Annotated in this window: 18 protein-coding genes and 9 tRNA genes; 1 reads left to right on the top strand and 26 read right to left on the bottom strand. The window is 26.3% G+C overall.

Annotation, left to right across the window (positions count from 1 at the left end; translation table 11 throughout):
- The 14 genes from OC698_RS00940 to rpsT form a co-directional block, all read right to left on the bottom strand.
- The coding region (locus OC698_RS00940; RefSeq protein ID WP_304512869.1) for a reverse transcriptase/maturase family protein at positions 1 to 728 on the bottom strand (728 nt) is incomplete at its 3' end.
- A 22-nt stretch (positions 729 to 750) separates the two neighbouring features.
- Positions 751 to 1,122 (bottom strand): RNA-dependent RNA polymerase family protein, encoded by a 372-nt coding sequence (locus OC698_RS00935; protein WP_304512868.1) that lies wholly within the window; start codon positions 1,120 to 1,122, stop codon positions 751 to 753.
- Between the two features lie 745 nt (positions 1,123 to 1,867).
- A complete protein-coding gene (locus OC698_RS00930) occupies positions 1,868 to 3,028 on the bottom strand; it encodes an NAD(P)-dependent malic enzyme (RefSeq protein WP_304512867.1) in 1,161 nt (386 codons plus the stop codon).
- 310 nt (positions 3,029 to 3,338) lie between these two features.
- On the bottom strand, positions 3,339 to 5,510 hold the full coding sequence (locus tag OC698_RS00925; protein ID WP_304512866.1) for an ABC transporter ATP-binding protein/permease: 2,172 nt from the start codon (positions 5,508 to 5,510) through the stop codon (positions 3,339 to 3,341).
- Positions 5,511 to 5,589: 79 nt separating this feature from the next.
- Entirely contained in the window at positions 5,590 to 6,525 is a 936-nt protein-coding gene (locus OC698_RS00920; RefSeq protein ID WP_304512865.1) for an ABC transporter ATP-binding protein, read from the bottom strand.
- A 109-nt stretch (positions 6,526 to 6,634) separates the two neighbouring features.
- Complete coding sequence (locus OC698_RS00915; protein WP_304512864.1) at positions 6,635 to 7,459, bottom strand: ABC transporter ATP-binding protein; 825 nt, start codon at positions 7,457 to 7,459, stop codon at positions 6,635 to 6,637.
- 54 nt (positions 7,460 to 7,513) lie between these two features.
- Positions 7,514 to 8,236 (bottom strand): ABC transporter permease, encoded by a 723-nt coding sequence (locus OC698_RS00910; protein ID WP_304512863.1) that lies wholly within the window; start codon positions 8,234 to 8,236, stop codon positions 7,514 to 7,516.
- Between the two features lie 149 nt (positions 8,237 to 8,385).
- The gene (locus tag OC698_RS00905) at positions 8,386 to 9,315 is read right to left on the bottom strand and encodes an ABC transporter permease (protein WP_304512862.1); all 930 of its coding nucleotides are present in this window, start codon (positions 9,313 to 9,315) and stop codon (positions 8,386 to 8,388) included.
- 79 nt (positions 9,316 to 9,394) lie between these two features.
- Positions 9,395 to 11,044 carry an ABC transporter substrate-binding protein gene (locus tag OC698_RS00900; protein WP_304512861.1) on the bottom strand — a complete coding sequence of 550 codons (1,650 nt, stop codon included), beginning with the start codon at positions 11,042 to 11,044 and terminating at the stop codon, positions 9,395 to 9,397.
- Between the two features lie 294 nt (positions 11,045 to 11,338).
- The gene (gene argS, locus OC698_RS00895; RefSeq protein WP_304512860.1) at positions 11,339 to 13,033 is read right to left on the bottom strand and encodes an arginine--tRNA ligase; all 1,695 of its coding nucleotides are present in this window, start codon (positions 13,031 to 13,033) and stop codon (positions 11,339 to 11,341) included.
- A gap of 139 nt (positions 13,034 to 13,172) precedes the next feature.
- Positions 13,173 to 14,069, bottom strand: a complete 897-nt coding sequence (locus OC698_RS00890; RefSeq protein WP_304512859.1) for an RluA family pseudouridine synthase — start codon at positions 14,067 to 14,069, stop codon at positions 13,173 to 13,175.
- A gap of 641 nt (positions 14,070 to 14,710) precedes the next feature.
- Positions 14,711 to 16,828, bottom strand: coding sequence for an ATP-dependent metallopeptidase FtsH/Yme1/Tma family protein (locus tag OC698_RS00885; protein ID WP_304512858.1), 2,118 nt, complete (start codon positions 16,826 to 16,828; stop codon positions 14,711 to 14,713).
- Positions 16,829 to 16,891: 63 nt separating this feature from the next.
- Positions 16,892 to 18,169 (bottom strand): serine--tRNA ligase, encoded by a 1,278-nt coding sequence (serS, locus tag OC698_RS00880; protein ID WP_304512857.1) that lies wholly within the window; start codon positions 18,167 to 18,169, stop codon positions 16,892 to 16,894.
- Between the two features lie 85 nt (positions 18,170 to 18,254).
- Entirely contained in the window at positions 18,255 to 18,515 is a 261-nt protein-coding gene (gene rpsT, locus OC698_RS00875) for a 30S ribosomal protein S20 (protein WP_304512856.1), read from the bottom strand.
- 445 nt (positions 18,516 to 18,960) lie between these two features.
- Here rpsT and OC698_RS00870 point away from each other — a divergent pair, with 445 nt between their 5' ends.
- Positions 18,961 to 19,428, top strand: a complete 468-nt coding sequence (locus OC698_RS00870) for an Hsp20/alpha crystallin family protein (protein WP_304512855.1) — start codon at positions 18,961 to 18,963, stop codon at positions 19,426 to 19,428.
- Between the two features lie 88 nt (positions 19,429 to 19,516).
- Here the strand turns inward: OC698_RS00870 and smpB are convergent, their stop codons facing one another.
- From smpB to OC698_RS00810, 12 genes are all read right to left on the bottom strand, one after another.
- Entirely contained in the window at positions 19,517 to 19,966 is a 450-nt protein-coding gene (smpB, locus tag OC698_RS00865; RefSeq protein WP_193621810.1) for an SsrA-binding protein SmpB, read from the bottom strand.
- 224 nt (positions 19,967 to 20,190) lie between these two features.
- On the bottom strand, positions 20,191 to 20,715 hold the full coding sequence (locus OC698_RS00860) for an inorganic diphosphatase (RefSeq protein WP_304512854.1): 525 nt from the start codon (positions 20,713 to 20,715) through the stop codon (positions 20,191 to 20,193).
- A 65-nt stretch (positions 20,716 to 20,780) separates the two neighbouring features.
- Positions 20,781 to 22,067, bottom strand: coding sequence for a hypothetical protein (locus OC698_RS00855; protein WP_304512853.1), 1,287 nt, complete (start codon positions 22,065 to 22,067; stop codon positions 20,781 to 20,783).
- A gap of 44 nt (positions 22,068 to 22,111) precedes the next feature.
- Positions 22,112 to 22,187 (bottom strand) — tRNA-Phe (locus OC698_RS00850).
- Between the two features lie 5 nt (positions 22,188 to 22,192).
- Positions 22,193 to 22,268, bottom strand: a tRNA-Asp gene (locus OC698_RS00845).
- A gap of 7 nt (positions 22,269 to 22,275) precedes the next feature.
- Positions 22,276 to 22,352: transfer RNA gene (locus OC698_RS00840), tRNA-Met, on the bottom strand.
- 22 nt (positions 22,353 to 22,374) lie between these two features.
- Positions 22,375 to 22,465 (bottom strand) — tRNA-Ser (locus tag OC698_RS00835).
- A gap of 11 nt (positions 22,466 to 22,476) precedes the next feature.
- Positions 22,477 to 22,553, bottom strand: a tRNA-Ile gene (locus OC698_RS00830).
- A 30-nt stretch (positions 22,554 to 22,583) separates the two neighbouring features.
- A tRNA-Met gene (locus OC698_RS00825) sits at positions 22,584 to 22,660 on the bottom strand.
- A gap of 40 nt (positions 22,661 to 22,700) precedes the next feature.
- Positions 22,701 to 22,776 (bottom strand) — tRNA-Ala (locus tag OC698_RS00820).
- 8 nt (positions 22,777 to 22,784) lie between these two features.
- Positions 22,785 to 22,870 (bottom strand) — tRNA-Leu (locus OC698_RS00815).
- A 47-nt stretch (positions 22,871 to 22,917) separates the two neighbouring features.
- Positions 22,918 to 22,993, bottom strand: a tRNA-Lys gene (locus OC698_RS00810).
- Between the last annotated feature and the right edge of the window lie 239 nt (positions 22,994 to 23,232).

Below are 23,232 nucleotides of genomic sequence, written 5' to 3'. Positions count from 1 at the left end.
TATTCATGTCCGTATTCTTTGGCTTTCGCTTGGGGAATCCGGATTTGAACTTGACCGTTTAAGGAATTCTTTGTGGATTTCCTTGTACGAGTTTTATTGGTGGGGTTTACCTTTACCATGTAGGATAGAAATCTAGTTCCTTTGTTGGCTTTCACAATTTTTGATTTGTTCTTACTGATCGTAAGTTTCAAATCTTGTTCTAGCCATTGCGTTACTTGATTCTTTATTCCTTCGGCTTTGTCATATTCACCTTTAACGCCAATGATAAAATCATCAGCGTAACGGATGTACTCAACTCTTGTCTTTGGGTTTAAATTGATATACCTATCAACCCCCCAGTTCGTGGTGCTGGTTTTTAATATATGCTTTTCTGTATTCTGGTTCTTCCTAATCGGCTTCCCTTCTTTAATCAGTTCCTCCATTTTTAGGTCGATGTAATGTAAATATACATTCGCCAACAGAGGAGAGATTATTCCTCCTTGAGGAGAACCCGATAAAGATTCGTATTTGATTCTATCCTTCATAAAGCCAGCTTTCAACCATTTGTTAATGGTTGAGAGGACTTTATTCTTTCTGATGAACCAATTTAAGGTTCTCATGAGAATCTCATGATTGATGGTATCAAAGTAGCCTTTTAAGTCGATTTTGACGATGTAGTCAATTCCTTTAAATCTTTGTTTGACGCGTTTAATGGCGTCATGACAAGATTTTTTGGTTCTAAATCCCAAGCTCCATGCTGAAAAAATATTTTCAAAATAGGGAGCTAAGGCATTTTTGTATTAGCCGGTCTTTGATAGTAGGTAGCCCCAGAGGTCTAGTTCCTTTATTATCACTAGGAATGAGAATTCTTTTAACTGGTTTGGGATTATAACCATTATTGACGTATTCTTGATGGTATCTTTCTAGTTTTCCTAGATTAATCCCATCAATGGTTTCATTGTCAACGCCTGGCGTGCCCGCCCCTTTATTAGTGGCGATTCTGTTGAATGCTGTTAACGTGTTATAGAAATTATTCATTCCTTGTTGCAGCTCTCTTTTTAGAGAGTAACCATTTGATGAACGATATTGAATTTTATCCAATGTTCGCGAAAGTTTAGTTTCTAGTGAAACCGTTGTTGACATAGTATATCAACTCCTTCCTTGATACCATTGAATAAATAGTAAATTACTTTCTTCTTTCGCCCTATAAGAGTTATTAACTCTCCTCTTGGTAAGCCGATTAACTAAATTATTCCAAATTTAGGTTTACCCTTACGACTACTAAAAAGATTCTTTATCCTTGACCATCCGGGCTTTTATTTCCAGATTAGTAAACTTAATTACTTAGTTTTAGGATTCTCCAAGTTACCCTAAATTTCGACCTTAATTCCTTAGGTGAAGTACCCTCTTTTGGGAGGCTGATTCCAGGTTTTTCTTTTTGATAAACTACTCAATACTGACGTTATGTATTAGTAGGGTCTGGACTGTCCGTCTAAGCAACTTCCGAACAGGTTTGGTTATTACATCAATTTTCCTTCTTAGGCCATCTCAGGCTTCTCCATCGAATTATTTGGTGGCGGCATCTTCTTGACTAATTTGCTTTCATCGCAATCCGCTTTTATGGTCTGCTATAATCCAACATCTTTTCATTTATCGGACCGACCATCTCCTTTCAGGGTTTATCGACCCTGGCTATTGGTTAGATAGCGCGAAATTTAGGCCTCTTTGGCGCCCACGTCAAAACCATTGTTTTTTAATAAAGCTCTCGTTGCCAAAGCTTCGCAATCTTCGAAACCATTTTGTAAAATTAATAATCCTTGCATAAAAACAATTTCCTTTCTACCAGATATAAAATAATGTAAAATTTAATTTTATAAAATTTATCATTTTAAGAAATATTATTAACTTTCGCTATAGCTTTAACAATAGATTGTGTACATTCAGGATTAAAAATAGAAGGTAAAATATTTTCTTCATTTAATTGGGATTCCGGAATAACAGCTGCTAAAGCATAAACTGCAGCTAATTTCATTTCTTCTGTAATTTGAGTCACTTTACTATCTAAAGCTCCACGAAAAATCCCTGGAAAAACTAATAAATTATTAATTTGATTAGGAAAATCTGAACGACCTGTCGCTACAATGCGAGCATTACCTTTCTTAGCTTCTGATGGCATAATTTCTGGTACTGGATTAGCCAAAGCAAAAACAATAGCATCTTTATTCATACTAGCAACCATATCAGAAGTTAATAAATTAGATTTAGAAACTCCAATAAAAACATCTTTGTTTTTAATAATTTCATTTAAAGTACCAGTCTCATTATAAAAATTAGTTATTTTAGCTAATTTTTGTTGACTTACATTTAATAATTCTAAATCTTGAGAATTAATCGCTCCATGTTTATCTACTAAAACAATATTTTTAGGTTTTAACAATAATAACAATTTCGCGATAGCTGTACCTGCTGCTCCTGCTCCTAAAATAACTATTTCGATTTCAGACATCTTTTTATGCACAACTTTTAAAGCATTAATTAATCCAGCAGTAACAGCGATAGCCGTACCATGTTGATCATCATGAAAAACAGGAATCGATAATTTTTGTTTCAACTTTTCTTCAATCTCGAAACACTCAGGAGCTTTAATATCTTCCAAATTAATAGCACCAAATACAGAAGAAATTTTACTAATAATATTAATCATTTCTTCAGGATCTTCAGAATCTACACAAATAGGATACGAATCAATATTAGCAAATTTCTTCAATAAAACAGCTTTACCTTCCATTACCGGAATAGAGGCCAAAGCGCCAATATTTCCTAATCCTAATACTGCTGTTCCATTACTAATAACTGCAACATTATTACCTTTAGAAGTATATTTATAAACGTCTTCAGGATTTTCTTTAATTTTTAAACATGGCTCTGCTACTCCTGGAGTATAAACAAGAGACAATTCTTTTAAATTATTAACTTCTACTTTAGATACTGTAGCTAACTTACCCTTTTTTTGTGCGTGCAATTTTAACGCTAAATCTTGATTATTCATCACTTAATCGCTCCTGTTTATATTGGAATTTATTTATAAATTTAAAATTCAAATATTTATTTTAATTATTGACAAAATTAAAAAACGATTTTAATTATTTAATTATTTTTAAAATTAATATATTGAGTTTTAGTGCGTTAATTTAATGAAAAATCACCAATAATAATAATGTATGATCTTTAACAAAATGTCAACCTAAATTTTCTTTTTTTGTTAATATTTTTATAATTTGATTGTTTTTTTACAATAAATAAAAATAATTTTATAGAATTTTATAAAATAGTTTTCTAACAATTATACAAAAAGTTATCTATCTCGAATTAATAATATCAATAGGTTTCTTAATAGTAATTTTTATAATTTGTATAAAAGTAACTAAGATATAAAACATCAATCCTAAAACAAAAACATATATATAGGGTTTTATGTTTGGCATTAAAAAAGGAACAGATAAGCAGGAAATAAACCAACTATTTGTTTTAAATAAAAAGAATTTAATCAAAATTAAGGCTAAACTCAAATTAATTAAAAAGAAGATCGCCATTTCTATTAAAAAAATAAATAAAATATACATTTTACCAGCTCCAATAGCTCTTAAAATGCCTATACTTTTGTATCTTAGCTTAATAGAATTATTAGTAAAAATAATTATCATAATCCCAGCAAAAATAGCTAACACAACCGACACTACAAAAATAAATGATAAAATCGATTTTTTTATATCTTTTTCCAAAACATTAAATAAACTTATAAACGGAGTTTGAGATATTGTTAAACCTTGATTTTTTACTTCAGATAAATCATCACTATACAAATGGTAATAATTATCAACAAAATCATCTATTTCTTTTTTAGATAAATCTTGAAGACAACCTATTATTTTACAAAACTTCCAAGTTTGATTTTCATTATAACCTTTTTTCATAAAATCCGAAGTTATAAATTTATTTATTACTTCTGTAGGTAATACAACTATATTTTGATTACCAAAACACTTTTCAACCGGATAATATAATTCTAAAAACGCAAGTTTTATAGTATTAAAAAAACTAGTTTTTCCCTCTAATAGTGATTTCTGCAAATCTTGCTTCAAATTATTATAATTTTTGATACGAGAGATATATTGATCATCTATCATTTCGATTATTTCAATAGATTCTGATAATTTTGCTAATTTTTCTTTTAATAATAGCGATAATTGTTCTGAATAATCAGAAATATATTGGAAATCTGGTGACTTCTTATAAGATTGTAAAAATTCGTAAACATTGCGAGACATATAAATTTTATTTTTGCTAAAATTTAATGGTTTGCGATAACCAATTGCGCTCCAAAATTTTTCATTTTCCGATGTTTCTATAACATCAACCATTTTATTTTCCGTTGGAGAATTAAAAAAATTCAAACTTATCATAGGTTGCAAATGAACTTTCGGATTTTTTTGCTTCAATAAATTAAATTCATCCAAAGTCATTGATGACATGGTCGAAAATTGGTTTAAATATCGATGAAAATCGGAATTTTTAGAAAAAACAAAATTTTTTTCAGGATGATTTTGAAATATTGATTTAATAGCATACGAAGATTTAAAAAAATACATTATTGAGAAAAAACCTAATAAAGCAAAAAAAGAAGTTGTTAATAAAATACTAAAAAATAATGAAATAGGTTTATTTTTTATATTATTCCAAGCCATACGAAAAGATAATTTTGAAAAAAACTTAGAACTTTTTTTACACAAATAAGTTTTACTATCTATTAGTTCTTTATTATTTGCATCAAAACAGGAAATATCTGTAACAAAATTATTAGATTTTTTTATTTGATCTTTAATAATCTGACCATCTTGTAATTCAACAATACGATCTGCATATTTATGAGCCATTTCTAAATCATGCGACACCAAAATGATTAATTTTTGTTTAGCAATTCTCGAAAACAACTTTAATATTTGTTCTCCAGTGACACTATCTAAAGAACCTGTCGGTTCGTCAGCTATTAAAAAGTCAGGTTCCTTAATCATAGCTCTTGCGATAGCTACTCGTTGTTTTTGACCCCCTGATAATTCATTAACATGACGCGAACCAAAACCAGCCAAATCTAAATCATTTAGAAGATTATTAATATTTTTATCATTAACTTTTTTACCTTGCAATTCTAAAGCAATTGATATATTTTGAGATACTGTCAAATCATCAATTAAATTAAAATGTTGAAAAATAAAACCAACTGATTGATTTCTATAATTATCGAAATCACTTTCACTAAAATTCCGAAAAGATTTATGGTTAAAAATAATATCTCCATCGGAAATTTTCTCCAAACCGCCTAATATATTCATCAAAGTAGTTTTACCACTACCAGATTTTCCTACAATAAAAACTAAACCTTTTAACGGTAAGGATATATTAATGTCTTTTAAGGCGAAAATAAGATCTTTTTTCAGTTTAAAAAATTTATTAATTTTTTTACAAATTAACATTATAAATATTACCTTTCTTAATTCGCTAAATAATAAATTAAAATTTTTAATATAAACAGCTCGATTGTAATAGAAAAAATTATTTTTTTAAAGTACAACTAATAAAATGTTCATCAGAGACTTGATATAAATCTAAATCTGGTTCTGCATATTTTTTAAAATTACGAAAATCAAAAACTTCATTTTCAGCATCATAAAAATTTTTATTAGGTTGAATACGAGAACGATAAATACTAGTTAATAAAAAATCATTTAACAATTTTTTAGTATAAGGATGTATAGGATTACTAAAAATTTTTTTACAAGGAGCTTTTTCAACAATCATACCCTTATATAAAACAATAATATTTTCAACTAAAGAAGCAACAATACTTAAATCATGTGTAATAAAAATCATAGACATATTATATTTTCTTTGCATATCTTTAATTAAATTCAAAATTTCTTGTTGAGCTATAACATCTATAGCAGTAGTAGGTTCATCTGCAATTAACAATTTCGGATGACAAATCAAAGAAATGGCTATAGATATTCTTTGGCATAATCCTCCGGATAATTGATATGGATAAGATTCTAAAACTTTATAAGGATCAGAAATCTCTACCTGCTTTAATAATTGTATAGACTGAAGAAAAGCCTGTTTACCATATAATCCCTTGCGTAATTTTAAAATTTCAAACATTTGTATTTTTATTTTTAACAAAGGATTTAAACTGGAAACAGGATCTTGAAAAATAATACTAATTTCTTGACCACGAATTTTACGCATCTGATGTTCATTGAAATTAGATATTACTTCTTGATTAAAAATAATTTGTCCTTTAACGATTTTTTGATTCTTGTGTAAAAGTTTTAAAATTGATAAAGCAATTTGACTTTTTCCAGAACCAGATTCGCCTATAATAGCAAGAGTTTCTTGTTCTTTTAATTCAAAATTAACTCCTCGAACCGCTTTCACCAAAGAATTTTCAGATTGGAAATAAGTATGTAAATTTTTTACTTGCAACAAATTCATATTATCTCATCCTTTAACAATAAAAAATTACAATCATCAATATCAATAACTCAAATAACTTTAATCATGTTTTAAACTTGTTTAATTTAATTAATAAAATTAAATATTTTTAACATTGCGTTTCGTAATAAGGAATACGAGGAATAGCGTTTAATAATGATTTAGTATAAAAATGTATAGGTTTTTGAAAAATTTCTTGTGTAGGAGCTAATTCTACTAATTGACCTTGATACATTACTCCAATTCTATCGCTAATATATTGGGCCACTCCTAAATCATGAGAAATAAATAAATAAGTCACTTTATATTTAGTTTTAAAATCATTTAAAAGATCTAAAATTTGTTTTTGCACAGTTACATCTAATGCAGAAACAATTTCATCACAAACTACAAATTTTGGTTTTAAAATTAATGTTTTAGCTATATTAACTCTTTGTCTTTGGCCTCCGCTTAATTCAGCCGGATAACGTTCCATCAATTCTAAAGATAATCCGCATTTTTGCATAATGTCTATAATCTGTTGATGATACCTAGGATCTTTATAACCCGAAACTTTTTGATGAATTATCAAACCTTCGCCAATAATATCACGCACTTTAAATTTAGGATTTAAAGCTGAAAAAGAATTTTGAAAAATAATTTGTAAATCAGGACGCCACCTTTTAATTTGACTAGGCTTTAAAATACTTAAATTAATATTTAAATCATCTTCGGGAAAATACCAAACATTACCATGATTATTTTTTTGTAATTGTATAATTAATTGACCTAAAGTAGATTTTCCTGAACCTGATTCGCCGATAATACTTAAAGTTTCTTGTTTGAAAATAGATAAATTAATATTGTAATTGGCTTGGAAAATTTTTTTATTAACCTTAAAAGATTTATGCAAATTTTCAACTTTAAATAAAATTTTGGATTTGGTTATATCCATTATTTATACCTCTTTCTTCGAACAAAGATGAATTTTATCGCCATACCAAATTAATTATTCAATAAATTTATTAATACCTTCTGCTATAAAATTAAAAGCTAAATTAGTAAAAATAATAAACATCATCGGAAAAAAGAATAATCTCGGATAGCTATAAATATAAGTTTTATTAAGACTCAACAACATCCCCCATTCCGGAATAGAATTATCTAAACCAATTCCAATAAAACCAAAAGAAGAAGCTACTAAAATAACACTACTTAAACTTAAAACTACTCTAATCAATAAAGTAGTTAACAAATGAGGAAAAATATGTTTTCGGATAATATAACTATTACTAGCTCCTAAAGCTAAAGCATTTTTAACAAAATCTTGACTAGATATTTTAATCGTAGCATTTTTAATATTTTTAATAAATGTTGGTAAATAACAAATAGATAAAACCATAATTAATTGATAAATTCCAGTTTTTAAAAAAAACATAATTAGAAATGCTAAAATAAAATCTGGAAACACAATTAAATAATCGCAAATAAAATTCGTTATCATATCCCAAAAACCCGAAAAATAACCACCTAAAATTCCTAAAATTCCTCCTATCACAAAACTAATAGAAACAGAGGTAAAAGCTATATATAAAGATGTTATAGTTCCTCTAAGCAAATAAGCAAAAACATCATGACCTAAAGAGTCTGTTCCGAACCAATGATCAGATCCAGGCTCTAAAAAAGATCCATACATCGAATTCCACATAGAAGTTTTATTTGGAATAATCATAGGAAGAATAAAAGTGATCCCCAATAAACAAAATAATAAAATTAAACCCACTAATAAAATTTTATTTCTCTTATATAAAAAATTTAAAAAATAAAATATTTTTTTCGGAATAATAAAATATACCTCCTTCTCGTTTTGAACGAAAAAAATTATTTTTTAGTAAAGGTGGGATCAATAAAATAACATAACAATTCAACTAAAATTCCAATCAAACTAATAACTAAAGATAAAATTATTACACAACATTGCAAAACAGGAAGATCTCTTTGATTAAAAGAATTAAACATTAATAAACCTAAACCATTTAAATTGAAAATACTTTCTAAAACGATAGCGCCACTTAACATAAAATTAAAAATTAAACTCACATGAGTAAGAATAGGAACTAAAGAATTTTTTAATATATGTTTAAACCAAATTCTTTTATTAGACAAACCTTTCGCTCTAGCAGCTATAACAAAAGGTTGTTCCGAAACAGATATTAAAGTGACACGAGCAATACGGAAAATTGAAAAAACTGCTACTAAACTTAAAGAGGTGATAGGCAAAATCCATGATTTAATTTGATCTAATCCTGAAATAGGTAATAAATTCAAATAAAAAGCTAAAAAATATTGCAATAAAAAACCAATAATAAAACTGGGCATAGAAATAAATAAAATAGAGGTAAAAATCAAAATATAATCTATTTTACTTTTGAAATTTATAGCGGCTAAATAACCTAAAAAAATTCCTATTAATGAAGCTATTAAACAACTTAAACAAGTTATTGTAAAAGTAATTTTGAAAGATTTCATAAATAAACTTAAAGCTGACATTTGAGGATACGCATAAGACTGACCAAAATCCCATTTAAAAATGATATTAGAAATATAACTCCAAAATTGTTCTAAAAAAGTTTTATCTAACCCTAATTGAATTCTCAATTGTTCTCGTTGTTGAAAAGTACTTTTATAACCTAACAAAGATATAACAGGATCTGAAAAAAATTTCATAGCACTAAAAATTAATATAGCAACAATTAAAAAAATTAATCCGACATAAAATAATTTTTTGACAAAATACTTGTGAAAAAACATTTAATCCAAGTTCGCTCCTTTAATCTATCATATAATTTTCTTAAAAATAAAAAATTTTTATTTAAAAAATTTAGTGAATTTAAATTTTACGTAATTTAGTTATATCTAGTTCTCCGAGTATATTAATATTAAAATTTTCTATATTTTTACGCATAGCTATTTCAGAATATTTTTGGCAATACAAAGGAATAATAGCATATTGACGGAATAATAATTGATGAAAATTACGAACTTGCTGATCATAATTAGGGTTATTAGTATTAAATTTTAAATTATTTAAACCTTGAGTAATTTCTTCGCTATCTGATAATTGATGCCAACGCATATATCCTCCTTTTTCTTTAGGACCGAAAAAATAATTCAGCACATAATAAGGAGTGATATCTTCTAAACTTTCCGAAATCATTAACATATCAAAATCGCCCTTTTCTCCTTGATTAGCCAATTCATTCAATTCTCTAATTTCATGCTTAATATTAAAGCCTTCTTTTTTTAAAAAATCAGTTATACGACTAGCATAACGATAAGAAATAGGAGATGTCGGATTAATGCTGAAAAAACTTATTTCTTTGCTATTATCAGGATTTCGACTTAAAATCAAATTATCAAAATTAGGCGCTTCTAAATAACCTATCATGCGCGGATCTGACATACTATTAACTACTTGATAACGCTCTGGATCTTCACCTAATTGTTCTAAAAATTGTTGTTTTTTGGAGGAAGATAATGTTTCAACAATGTTTTTACGTTCTTCAAGTGATAATTTTTGGCAATTTAAAAACAAATATGTTATAGTTAGTGATTCTGGTTTTATAATTTGTAAATCAGAAGATCGAGATAAATCTTTGGATGAAATTTTATCAAGAACAAGAAAAGATATATCAATATCTCCCTTTTTCAGGTGCATGTTGATAGTTTGAGTGTCTGGAATACAAGAAAATTTGATTTGTTCAATATTACTATCGCTATAATCATCTTTTCTATAATAATCCATAAAACGATCTAATTGAATATTATTATTATCAAAATATTTTAACTGAAAAGGACCTAAACCAATTCGACGATTAGGATTATTATCGCCTTCAAAGATAACAATAGGTATTTTACTTAAATGATAATAATTTTGATAATTTGATGGTTCTGAATTATCTTTAAAAAGAATAAAAAAACGATTTATATCATTATTGTCTATTTTAATATCTTCAATAAAATTCGAATGTTCACCACCCATTTGTTTATCATACAGAACATTATTAAGAACATCTCGATTCTCCAATATACGCCCATTATGAAATTTAATACCCGAAGATAAACAACATTGATAATATCCTGTAAATTCACCTTCTGTTATTTTTTCTGGCATAGCAGTCAAAAGGCAAGATTTATATTCACGTTTTAAAACCTTATTTTCTTTAAAAGAATATCCTTTGATTAAATATTCATGTAATAAATTCCTAATATAACTATTAACAACCGTATTAGCTCCTTGTCCCAAGATTCCAAAACCTTCTTGTACTGGAACTGTTGAACCTAAAGTCAAAATATGTTTGTTTTTTTCATTGAAATTATTTCTATTTTTTTGATAATGTTTTATAATAATTAATAACATAATTACTATAAAAACGCTTATTATTAAAGCGAAAATTTTTTTATTTTGTACAATGCGAAAATTCATCAATAAAAATATACCTAAACTTCCTAATAAAATACTAATTAAAATAAAAATCATATTCTTTCTATAACCACCTCTATTCCTTCTAAAAATTTTCAAATATTTAAAAACAAAATATTAAATTATTATATCAATTATTTTAATTATTTTATAATATAAATAATATAAAAATATATTTATATAGGTTTTTTTAATTCATATTTATAACATAAATACAACTTTTTGTTAATTTGTAATTATTATTATGCTACAAAAAATAAAAGATAAAACATTTATAAAAAATAAAAAATTTATTTATATAAAATGCTTTTTTCATTATTTAAAACATAATTTTATATTATCATAATAAATTCACATCTTTACTACAATAGGAATTCCTAATAATTTTAATCCTTCTTCCAAAACTATACAAATACTTTGGATTAATAAAATAAGACCTTGTTGTAACTCTAATTTAGAAGTTAAAATTTTGTCTTTTTCATATAAATGATTAGTATGTTGAGATAATTTCAATAAATAACGAGCTAAAAGACTAGGCATATTGTTTTGAATAATTTTTTCTAAAATCCCAGGAAAATCATCTAACAATTTAACAATAATAAAATAATAATCTTTTTGAAAATAATTATTTAAAAATAACCAATTCAATTTATTGAATTCAATATTACATTTTGTTTTAGAAATAATTGACTTTAAACGTACCAAAGTATATTGTAAATAAGGCCCTGTGTTTCCTTCAAACTTAATCATCTTTTCTAAATTAAAATCAATATTTAAATGACGATCGTTTTTTAAATCATTAAAAAAAATAGAACCAATAGCAATTTTTTCTGCTATTTTAGTTATATTTGTTTTTGATAAATTGTTATTTCTTTTTGCAATAATTTTTGCAATCTTATTTCGAGCATGATCAATAATATCTATTAATTTATAATCTTGGTGTTTTCGAGTAGAAATTTTGATTTTATTTAAACAAATTAAACCAAAATTCACATGTTGAATATCAAAATCATATCCCATTTGTTTTATGATTGCAATTAATTGTTGATAATGTAATTTTTGTTCATTGCCTACCACATATAACATTTTCTGAAAATGAAATTTTTGAGCACGATATAGTAAACAAGCCATATCTCTAGTTAAATAAAGAGTACTACCGTTATCTTTTTGAATTAAAGCTGAAGGGATATCTTTTAAAGGAAAAATATAGGCTTTTTGATCAACAATAATTAATTTTTGTTGATATAAATTTTTAACCAAGCGCAAAGCTTTTTGGTGATAAAAAGATTCCCCTATATAAAAATCAAATGAAATACCCAATAATTTATAAATTTTTCGAAATTCTTTTAAAGAAATACGTCTAAACAAACGCCATAATTTAAATATTTGTTCATCTTTTTCTTCTAATTTTTTAAAAATATTTTTGGCTTCCAAATGAAGAATATTATTATTTTGTGCTCGTTTATGAAACAAAATATAAAGTTTTTGCAATTCATCAATAGGATTATTCAAAAGCAAATCTTCTTTACCCCATTTTTGATAAGCTAAAATCATTTGGCCAAATTGAGTCCCCCAATCTCCTAAATGATTAATACCAATAGTTATAAAACCTAACTTACGATAAATATTTTTTAAAGCATTACCAATAATAGTAGAACGTAAATGACCAATAGAAAAATTTTTCGCAATATTAGGAGAAGAATAATCTAAAATAACCACCTGATTGTTAATCGATTTTTGACCATAATTTTCAGATAATTTATAAATTGAACTTAAAATTTGTTGACTAATGAAACCTCTTTGTAATTTAATATTTAAAAAGCCATTAGCAAATTGAACTTCTGATACTTCTGTTAAATTTAATAAAATTTTTTTAAAATCATTAAAGATCTTTGATAAATCATTATTCCATTGTTTTTGATAGATAAATAAAGGCAAATAAAAATCCCACAATAAATCTTTATCATAATATTTTACTATAGACTTAATATTAAATTTTGCATTTAAAATATTAGTGATTTGGGTTTGCAATTTTTGCAAATACATAAAAAAATTCTCCTAATTTTTTTGAAAAAATCATTTAAATTTAATATTTAAGTTTAATATTACATTTGAAAAAAGAAAATTATATTTAAAATATCCTCTAACGGGATAGTTTAAATATAATTAATTCTTCAATAAAAAATTATTCTAAAAACTGAATAAATTCCTTAAATTTTTGAGGCAAAGGGATATCAAATTGTAATTTTTTCCCTATCCAAGGATGATGAAAATATAATTTTTTTGCGTGTAAAAGTTGAGATGAAACCGAATATTTTTTAGAATTATATAAATTATCTCCTACAATAGGATGTTTTAAATAACTTAAATGCACACGAATTTGATGAGTACGTCCTGTTTCTAGTTGAATTTCCAAAAGAGAATAATTATTAATTTTTTTTAAAGTAGTAAAGTGTGTAATAGCTATTTTACCTTGAGAGGCTACAGACATTTTCAAAGGATTGCGATGATCTCTTTTAATAGGCAAAATTATAGTACCTGTTTGATCTAAAAAACCTTCAATTAAAGCATAATATATTCGCGTAATACCTTTATTTTGTAATAATTGTTGCATTTTCTCAACTACTTCTATTGTTTTACCTACTAAAATCAAACCTGTAGTATCTTTATCTAAACGATGAATAATGCCCATGCGTTCATTCAAAGGCATTTTAATAAAATCTTTAAGTTGATACAATAAACCATTAATTAAAGTAACACCACGAAAACTAACTGAAGGATGAACTATCAAATTAGCAGGTTTATTAATAACAGCTAAATATTGATCTTCATAAATAATTTCTAAATTCAAATTAATAGGAGATAAAAAATTATATTTTTCAATTAATGTAGATAAATTTATCGTGACTATATCTTGACTCTTTAAAAGATTGCTCTTTTTAACTAAAGCATTATTCACTAACACTTGGTAATGAGCAATTAATTTTTGAACTTGATTTTTAGTCAACCCAATTTTAATAGTAACAAAATCATCTAAACGAATTCCATTAAATTGTGTTTCCACAATAAATTTTTTTATCATAAAACCTAAGTCCCAAAAATAATAAATTATCAATTGGCGCCAAAAGATGCCTAAATATCGTGTTATCCAACCAATAACCCATACTGATAAACATTGAAAGGAGATAGTTGGTTTGTTAAATGAAAGAATAACAGATGAAAGCAGACCATAAAAGCGGGTTGAGATGAAGTAATTAATCCAGAAGATTCTGCGACCAAATTGTCCCACGGATAAGTCTGAAATGACCGAAGAAGGAAAGTAGATGTAATGTAAAACTTACCACGAAAACTAATGAAACCGTGTAGTTCAGTAGTTATCAATTTAGAATTAAGGAATTGAATAGTTTATCATTAAAGAAAAGCTGAAATCTCACCGACAGTCAGGAAAGACATTAAAACATGAACGGTCCACTTCACCTGGAGGACAAAGGTAGATATTTAGAGTAACTTGGAGAATGCTAAAGCTAACGAATTGGGAAATAAAAACCCCAATAGCCAAAGATAAAGAAGCTAAACAAATTAGGGAAAGCCAGATGCTGGGAAACTTGCTTGTCCAGTTTGGAAGGGGGCTAACAGCAAACACAAAACGCTGTATAAAACGCAATTAATCTATCCGTATTATATTTATATAAATCTAACGTTAATTTATAATAAATATTATTCTTAATTATTAGATTTTTTCGATAAATCTTCATTTTCAGTTTTTTTATTATCAGAAATATCATCGGAAGATTCCTTATTATTGGTAACATCAGAATTATCGAATTTATCATTAGAAGCTTCTCCAAGAGTATCATTTTGATTTGATAAATCATCTACATTTTCATTAAATGTATCATTAGATGTTTCTCCGGGAATATTATTTTCATTTTGTAAATGCCCTAAATTTTCATTTTGTTCTTGATCAAACCAACCCAATTTACCTGTTAAATATATTTCTGCAACATCTTTAGTGACTAAAGTTTCTATTTTTAATAAATATTTAACCAAATTGTTTACAAAATTTTTATGCTTTAAAAGAGTTATTTTAGCTAATTGATAACACTCATTAATAATATTTTTCACTTCTAAATCTATCTCCGAAGCCTTAGAATCTGAAAAATTTCTTTCAGATTGACTAAATTGAACTAAACCTACTTTACTCATCCCATACTTAATTACCATTGTTCTAGCAACGTGACTAGCATGATCGAAATCAGCATATGCTCCATTAGAAATATCATCTAAAAAAATTTCTTCTGCGGCTCGACCACCTAAAGAGATCGCAATATTAATAATTAATTTTTTTCTTGACTTAAAATTAGAACTTTCGCTATCAGGAGAAATGATATTATATCCACCAACAGAACCTCTTGGAATAATAGTGATTTTACGAACTTTTTCAATATTATCTAAAACAACAGCTAAAACACCATGACCCGCTTCATGATATGCCACTAATTTTTTTTCTTTTTTAGATAAAAAATCTTTTTTACGTGTAGAACCGATTAATATACGATCAATAGCCTCATTAACATCTTGAGGTTCTATAGTTAAACTACGACGACGTACCGCTAATAAAGCAGATTCATTTAAAACTCCTTCTAATTGAGCTCCGCTAAAACCAATAGTTTCTTCAGCAATTTCATTTAAATTAACTTCCGGGCTAAAACGTTTATTTTTGGAATGTAATTCTAAAATAGCTCTACGATCTCTTGCGCTTGGTAAATTAATAGTAAAACGACGATCAAATCTACCAGGTCTTAAAATCGCTGAATCCAACAATTCGGGTTTATTAGTAGCAGCTATAACAATAATTTCTGTATTCGAGTTAAAACCATCTAATTCTACTAATAATTGATTTAAGGTATTATCGTGTTCTGAATGATGACTACGAGTACCCCTTTTATGAGCTAAACTTTCTACTTCATCAATAAAAATAATACAAGGAGAATGCTGAGCAGCTTTTTGAAATAAATGACGTACACGAGAAGCCCCTACTCCTACATATTTTTCTACAAATTCCGATCCAGAAGTCGCAAAAAAAGCTACTCCCGCTTCTCCCGCTACAGCCTTGGCTAATAAAGTTTTTCCAGTACCGGGAGGTCCAGATAATAAAACCCCTTTAGGAATACGGGCCCCCATATCTTTATATTTTTGTGGATATTTGAGAAAATCAATAATTTCTTGCATTTCAATTTTCTCTTCAGAAAATCCAGCTATATTTTTAAAAGTAATATTGCTTAGTAAATCGACTTGATCTTTTTTACCAATATATTTTTCGCCCATTTGTTCAAAAAATTTATTAGTAGTAGATTTAAATAAAGAATATAATAAATAACAACTAATTAATGGCAAAATAAAACCAATAGCATCAACTAAAGGACCAAATCCTAAATAAGGAGGATCTGTATGAGGATTATCTAAAATTTTTTGATAAGAAGAATCATTTTGAGACTTGTCTACAATGATATCGATAATTTTGTGATAAATTTTATCAGATACAGAATAATATGTTATTATTTTTTCTTTACCTACAACATTATCAGAAGTATCTAATATTTTAACTTGTAAATCATATAAAGTCGGTATACTACGAACTATTTTTGGTTTAATTTCTTTAATTTTAACATTCTTTTTCGGATTTTCTAAAACATTTATCAATTCCATAACATGATTAGGTTGTTTCATAATTTGGTCAAATATATTATGCATAGACATAATTACTCCCAAAAATCCTATAAGAAATATTAAATGCCAAATAGTAATATGTTGAAAATATTTTTTGTAAAAATCTATCATAATTCATTATTCCTTTTTTATAACATTTTTATATTATTTCTCAAGAATGATTTTTAATAATAATTAATTAATTATATCTGTTCCTAAATATTTTTGTAAAACTGTAGGCACAATAACACTACCATCTTGATTTTGGTAATTTTCTAAAATCGCTGCCATGGTTCTACCTATAGCTAAAGCCGAACCATTTAAGGTATGTACCAATTTACCTTTATCTTGTAAATGCGTTTTAAACTTAATATTAGCTCTACGTGATTGAAAATCTTCCGCATTGCTAATAGAAGCTATTTCACAATACTTTTGTTGACTAGGTAGCCATACTTCGATATCATAAGTTTTACTCATACTAAAACCTAAATCACCAGTGGATAACATCATAATACGATAAGGTAATTGTAATTTATCTAAAACAATAGTAGCATCTTTTAACATATTATCCAAAACCATATAAGATGTTTCTGGTTCTACAAATTGAATTAATTCAACTTTATTAAATTGTTTCTGTCTCCAAATTCCTTTAGTGTTTTTACCAGAAGATCCTGCTTCCTCGCGAAAACAAGTAGTGTAACTAACATATTTAATAGGTAATTTTTTAATATCTAAAATTTCTTGACGATGCAAATTAATAGTAGGAACTTCAGCTGTCGGATTTAAATACCAATTATACTTATTCGATTGTAATTTAAAAACATCTTGGGAAAATTTAGGCAATTGACCTGTAGCGAACATAGATTGTTGATTCACTATAAAAGGTGGTATTACCTCAAAATATTTATTAGACACATGAGTATCTATCATAAAATTAATTAAAGATCTTTCCAAACAGGCTCCTAATCCTTTTAAAACGACAAATTTACTACCAACAATTTTAGAAGCTTTTTGAAAATCTAAAATATTCAAACTTACCCCTAATTGAAGATGATCTTTAATAACAAAATTATAGCAACGAGGTTTAATAATAGAATGACATACCTCTACATTATCAGCTTCACTCTCTCCCGTTGGAACACTTTCGTGAGGAATATTAGGTAAGCAATACAAAATATTCATAAATTTTTCTTCAATTACCTTTAAACTATTTTGTAATTTGTTTAAATTTTCTTCATAATGGATATGACCATCTAGAATAATTTCTGAATTTTGATTAATCAATGATCTATTACTTTTTGGACGAGAAGATTGATTCTTGAAATATTTTATACTTTCAATTTTTTGTAAAAGTTGATTTTTAGATTTATATAAAACAATTAATGTGTCCAATAAATCTTCATTAACAAATCGATTTTTCAATTTATTTTTCACTAGGTCTATATTTTTAAGTATAAATTTGATATCTAACACGACTTATAAAACCTCTTTGTGCTATCGATTAATTAAATAAATTTTTTTAGTAAAATTTAATTTTTTTCATAAACAAAGATGTAAATTAACTAATGGATATATTATTCAAAGTAATAGCGGCATTTCTTTTCTTTCTGTTTACATAATTTCCTACATAAATACCTTTAGATAAACCTTTATCTAATTTTTTGCAAACTATACTATAGTATATAGAAGCTTCACGAAAATCTTTAGCATTTTTTAATTTCTTAAAATAAGTTTTAGTAGATGATTTGAAATCACTATTACGTAATTTACGTTTATTATTAGTAATAATTCTTTTTTTTTGTTGTTTAATATTTGCCATTTACATACATTCCTTTTTTAAATTTATATTATTTAAATACTTTTTCATTATTAAAATTATGAAATTTTTTTCGAATTGAAAAAACGTCTATGCTACATTATATATTAATAACGTTCGTTTTTTATTAGTTTTTGTTTCAATATTTATATAAAATTATTAAATTTTATTAAAATATTTCCCCAGATAAAAGATAAAAATATAATTATTTTTTTTATCTAGGATTATTTCTTAGTAAAACAATACACTAATGAAAATATTAAATTTAACAAAAACATATTTCAACGTATACATATCCTATTATAACATCATTAGATATTATTGAATTAAAGAAAAAAATTTGTTAGAATAAAGATGAAAAATTTATTAAAATAAATAAATTTAATTATATAAGTTTATTAAAAAATTTATTTATAAAATTAATGATAAGGAGATCATACAGGGTAGTATGTCAATAATTAAAGATTTATTATCTATTCCAACAATTTTAGATTTAGATAAAAGATTACCTAAATCTGATTTATGGGATTGCAAAGATTATTATTTACTTATCATGGATTTACCAGGTTTTACTAAAGAACAAGTTAAAATTTCCGTTAACGAAGGCCGTTTAACTATTGAAGCAGATAATCGTTGTCCACAAACAAAAAAATCACAATCTGTAAATAAAAATGATTCTACCAAAGAGAACAATTCATCAAATGATTTTTGTTGCTCAATGGATAATTGTTCTGATTGCGAATTATTATATCAAGAAAGATTTTATGGTAAAATAGAACGCACCTTTAATTATAACTTTATACACTTAACTAGCGTAAAAGATGTTGAAGGTAAATTAGAAAATGGATTATTAATGCTGAAAATTAGTAAAAAAACACAAATCCAACCAAATCAAGAATTTGTACAATTAAAATAATTTATATAAAAAAAATAAAAAAAATTCAAAAATTGATGTTTTTGAATTTTTTTTTTATATAAAATTATTTTATTTCAAGTTAATTAATTTAAATAAATTCTTTTAAAATTTTTTTTGTATACATTAATTCGTCTCTATGTTTTAAATCTTGACGTTTATCATATTTTTTTTTACCACGAGCTAAAGCAATTTCTAGCTTAAACAAATTACGTTGATTAAATATTTTAACAGGAATTAAAACAAAACTATGAGTTTTTATTTTATTTTTAATTTGTAAAATTTCTTTTTTTTTAAGTAAAAGTTTCTTTTTTCTATTATCGATATAATCAAAATCATTACTACAAGAATATTTAGTAATTTTCATATTAATAACAAATAATTCATTATTATCAAAACAAACATAAGAATTATCTAAATGAACTTGACCTAAACGAATAGATTTCACTTCATTACCTAAAAGTTGAATACCAGCTAAATACTTTTTATCCAAAAAATAATCATAATTAGCTTTTTTATTAAAAATAATTTTTTGTTTCATAAAATTACCTAAAAAAATATCACTTATCGAAATTTAACCAAAAAAATCCCAATTATTAAAAAAATTATATAAATTGATTTAATATTTTTTTATATTATTATATACAAAATTCAACATTTGAAACCATATATTCGTTATAATGCAAATTATCAATAATATTTCAATAAAATTTTTATATATTTTTTATTCAGAAATAAATATCAAAGATAAACAAATTAATTTTGTTATCTTTTCCTATATTTTAACAAAGCTTTTTCAACAATAGATACTGCTTCTTGAAAATCTTCTATTTGTTGAATTTTAATAACTTTCTGTTCTAAATCTTTATAATGTAACAAAAAATGTTCTATTTCTGATAATAAAAATTTTGGTATATCTGATAAATTAAAATATTTTTGAAACATCAAATCTTTTACAGGAACAGCAATAATTTTATCATCTTGTTGACCATTATCTAACATACGAATAACTCCAATTGGGCGACATTCAACTAATATCATTGGATCTAAAATTTCTTGAGTTAAAACGAAAACATCTAAAGGATCATTATCGTCGCATAAAGTTAAAGGAATAAAACCATAATTAGCTGGATAAACAAAAGATGTGTTTAAATAACGATCTAAAATTAAACAACCAATTTCTTTATCTAATTCATATTTTTTTTTACTACCACGAACAATTTCTATAAAAACTAAAAAATTATGACCTGATAATCTATTAGAACTAATCAAATTAAAGTTATTATCCATTCAATACCTACCATTTTAATTTTATTAAGAATATCGATTAATTATAATTTTTATTTATTATTTACTCAAGCCAAACGAGCGTTAAAAAAAGCTTTTTTATGTATTGATAAAGTTTTCTTATATAAAACATTAATATTTAAATGATGAAAAAAAGAATTATAAAAAATTTGTTGTTTTTTATCTGTTCTTAAAATTAATAAATGATCGATAGGTCTAATTTGTTCAATATTATTTTCATCTTGAAAAATTTCATAAAAATTTAAATAAAAATCACTTAATTGTTCGTTTTTTTCTAACTTGAATAAAAAACCTAAAGTCTTATGTCCTACATTATTTGTAATATCCAAATTCATTTCATATAAAGGTTTTATGCGTTGAGTATTAATCGAATAATTAACTTCAAAAAGACTTGGAATGAATACGCGACTAAAACTTAATAAGACATTAAATAACAAATTACGATCTAATTCATCAATATCACTTAATTCGTTAATTTTTTCTAATAAATTATTAATAGACACTTTCATCGATTCTTCATCAGAATCAGAAATTTCCATTAAATGTTGAATATAAATAACTAAATGTTTTCGGAAATTATCTACATCAAAATTTTCATCTCTAAGATTAACAATTTCATGGATTAATTCCAAAACCGAATAACCTTTAACTTGACAATTACAAAACGAAATATTAACAGAAATTGCTTTATCTAAATCTTGAGAAGGTAAATAAAAATAACCTAAATTAGGATTTTTTTTTAATAAACGATAAAAATCTAAAGCTACCAAAGAAACTTTTTCATATTTATCATCGATAAATTCTTCTTTGATGCCTGATAAATTTAAACACTTAAATAAACAATTTATCTTAGATAAATTAGCATGAAAAGTACCAAATAAAATTTGTTTAAAATTAAACCATTCAAAAAAAGAAGCACACGGAACAGTTCTAACATTTTTTAAAGCATAAAACAATCTCATTCGTTTAGAAAAAAAAGAACCTAAATCGTGTTTACAACTAAGTAAAAAAAATTGATTAGGCAAAGACTTGTCATGAGATAATAGAGAAATTTCCATTTCAGCTTTATTATTATCAGATAATGTAGATATTTCGGTTTCATCGACATTTTGATTAGTTAAAAAAGGTTTTAAATTAGGAAAATTTTTAAGTTCTGATTTATCCAAAAATGTTGTTAATTCGATAGTTTCTAAAGATTCTGATGATTTTTCCATCGCTTTAACCAACAAAAATTTAATATTAATAATTAATAATATTGAAACTAAAAATAATATAAATTTACAAAATAAACATTTATTATTATTTTGATTCAAAAAAAATATTTTTGACTTCAAATTTAATTTTAGACTCTCTCTTCTAATCAAAAATAAAATTATTATGGCGGCTCCGGGCAGAATCGAACTGCCGACACGAGGCTCTTCAGGCCACTGCTCTACCGACTGAGCTACAGAGCCAAAATTGGCGGTCCGAACGGGAATTGAACCCGCGATCTCCTGCGTGACAGGCAAGCATGTTAACCACTACACCATCGGACCATAAAATTGGTTGCGGGAGTAGGATTCGAACCTACGACCTTCGGATTATGAGCCCGACGAGCTACCAAACTGCTCTATCCCGCGATCTTTAAATACTACAAATAATTGGCGGAGGAAGAGGGATTCGAACCCCCGCGTCTTTGTAGACCTTCCAGTTTTCAAGACTGGCCCCTTCAACCGGACTTGGGTATTCCTCCAAAATATACTTTGGTGGACCCGGTAGGATTCGAACCTACGACCAACCGGTTATGAGCCGGTGGCTCTGACCAGCTGAGCTACAGGTCCATACTCATATCATTAAATATAAAAATTTAATGGTAGCGGTAAAGGGATTTGAACCCCTGACCTCACGGGTATGAACCGAGTGCTCTAGCCAACTGAGCTATACCGCCTCTAAAACATTATTAGTTTGAATAAATTTCCAAAAATTTTTGGTGGAGCTTAGCGGATTCGAACCGCTGACCTCCTGTGTGCAAAACAGGCGCTCTACCAACTGAGCTAAAACCCCTTTTTTTATGGTACCCAAAGCCGGACTTGAACCGGCACGACATAAAGTCATGGGATTTTAAGTCCCACGTGTCTACCTATTCCACCATTCGGGCCCTCAAAAATGTATTGTATTTTGTGAATTAATTACAATAATTATAAATGGTGTCCCGTAAAGGATTCGAACCTTTGACACCTTGATTAAAAGTCAAGTGCTCTACCAACTGAGCTAACGGGACATTTTTTTATTTTGGTGCCAAAAGCAGGAATCGAACCCGCAACCTACTGAATCGAGATAGAATTAACACGTTTAATCATTTTTTTAAAATAGATTTATTATATTAAGCCCCTCACACCACCGGACAAGCTAGTTTCCCAGCATCCGGCGATTATTTAAGTGATAATTTGATTTAGCCTAAAAATTTATAATTTCTTGAGTTTTTCTCCATCTAGATAGATCAAAACTCTTTATCCATTT

The organism is Candidatus Phytoplasma gossypii (assembly GCF_030586975.1).
Lineage (GTDB): Bacteria > Bacillota_I > Bacilli_A > Acholeplasmatales > Acholeplasmataceae > Phytoplasma > Phytoplasma citri.
Note: the sequence above shows the minus strand (reverse complement) of the source record. Positions and strands in the feature narration are given on the sequence as shown.

What these genes read in the sequence shown, in the direction of transcription:
- OC698_RS00935 (WP_304512868.1), bottom strand. Translation starts at nt 1,122, where the DNA reads ATGTCAACAACGGTTTCACTAGAAACTAAACTTTCGCGAACATTGGAT.
- OC698_RS00930 (WP_304512867.1), bottom strand. Translation starts at nt 3,028, where the DNA reads ATGAATAATCAAGATTTAGCGTTAAAATTGCACGCACAAAAAAAGGGT.
- OC698_RS00925 (WP_304512866.1), bottom strand. Translation starts at nt 5,510, where the DNA reads ATGTTAATTTGTAAAAAAATTAATAAATTTTTTAAACTGAAAAAAGAT.
- OC698_RS00920 (WP_304512865.1), bottom strand. Translation starts at nt 6,525, where the DNA reads ATGAATTTGTTGCAAGTAAAAAATTTACATACTTATTTCCAATCTGAA.
- OC698_RS00915 (WP_304512864.1), bottom strand. Translation starts at nt 7,459, where the DNA reads ATGGATATAACCAAATCCAAAATTTTATTTAAAGTTGAAAATTTGCAT.
- OC698_RS00910 (WP_304512863.1), bottom strand. Translation starts at nt 8,236, where the DNA reads ATGATTATTCCAAATAAAACTTCTATGTGGAATTCGATGTATGGATCT.
- OC698_RS00905 (WP_304512862.1), bottom strand. Translation starts at nt 9,315, where the DNA reads ATGTTTTTTCACAAGTATTTTGTCAAAAAATTATTTTATGTCGGATTA.
- OC698_RS00900 (WP_304512861.1), bottom strand. Translation starts at nt 11,044, where the DNA reads ATGATTTTTATTTTAATTAGTATTTTATTAGGAAGTTTAGGTATATTT.
- argS (WP_304512860.1), bottom strand. Translation starts at nt 13,033, where the DNA reads ATGTATTTGCAAAAATTGCAAACCCAAATCACTAATATTTTAAATGCA.
- OC698_RS00890 (WP_304512859.1), bottom strand. Translation starts at nt 14,069, where the DNA reads ATGATAAAAAAATTTATTGTGGAAACACAATTTAATGGAATTCGTTTA.
- OC698_RS00885 (WP_304512858.1), bottom strand. Translation starts at nt 16,828, where the DNA reads ATGATAGATTTTTACAAAAAATATTTTCAACATATTACTATTTGGCAT.
- rpsT (WP_304512856.1), bottom strand. Translation starts at nt 18,515, where the DNA reads ATGGCAAATATTAAACAACAAAAAAAAAGAATTATTACTAATAATAAA.
- OC698_RS00870 (WP_304512855.1), top strand. Translation starts at nt 18,961, where the DNA reads ATGTCAATAATTAAAGATTTATTATCTATTCCAACAATTTTAGATTTA.
- smpB (WP_193621810.1), bottom strand. Translation starts at nt 19,966, where the DNA reads ATGAAACAAAAAATTATTTTTAATAAAAAAGCTAATTATGATTATTTT.
- OC698_RS00860 (WP_304512854.1), bottom strand. Translation starts at nt 20,715, where the DNA reads ATGGATAATAACTTTAATTTGATTAGTTCTAATAGATTATCAGGTCAT.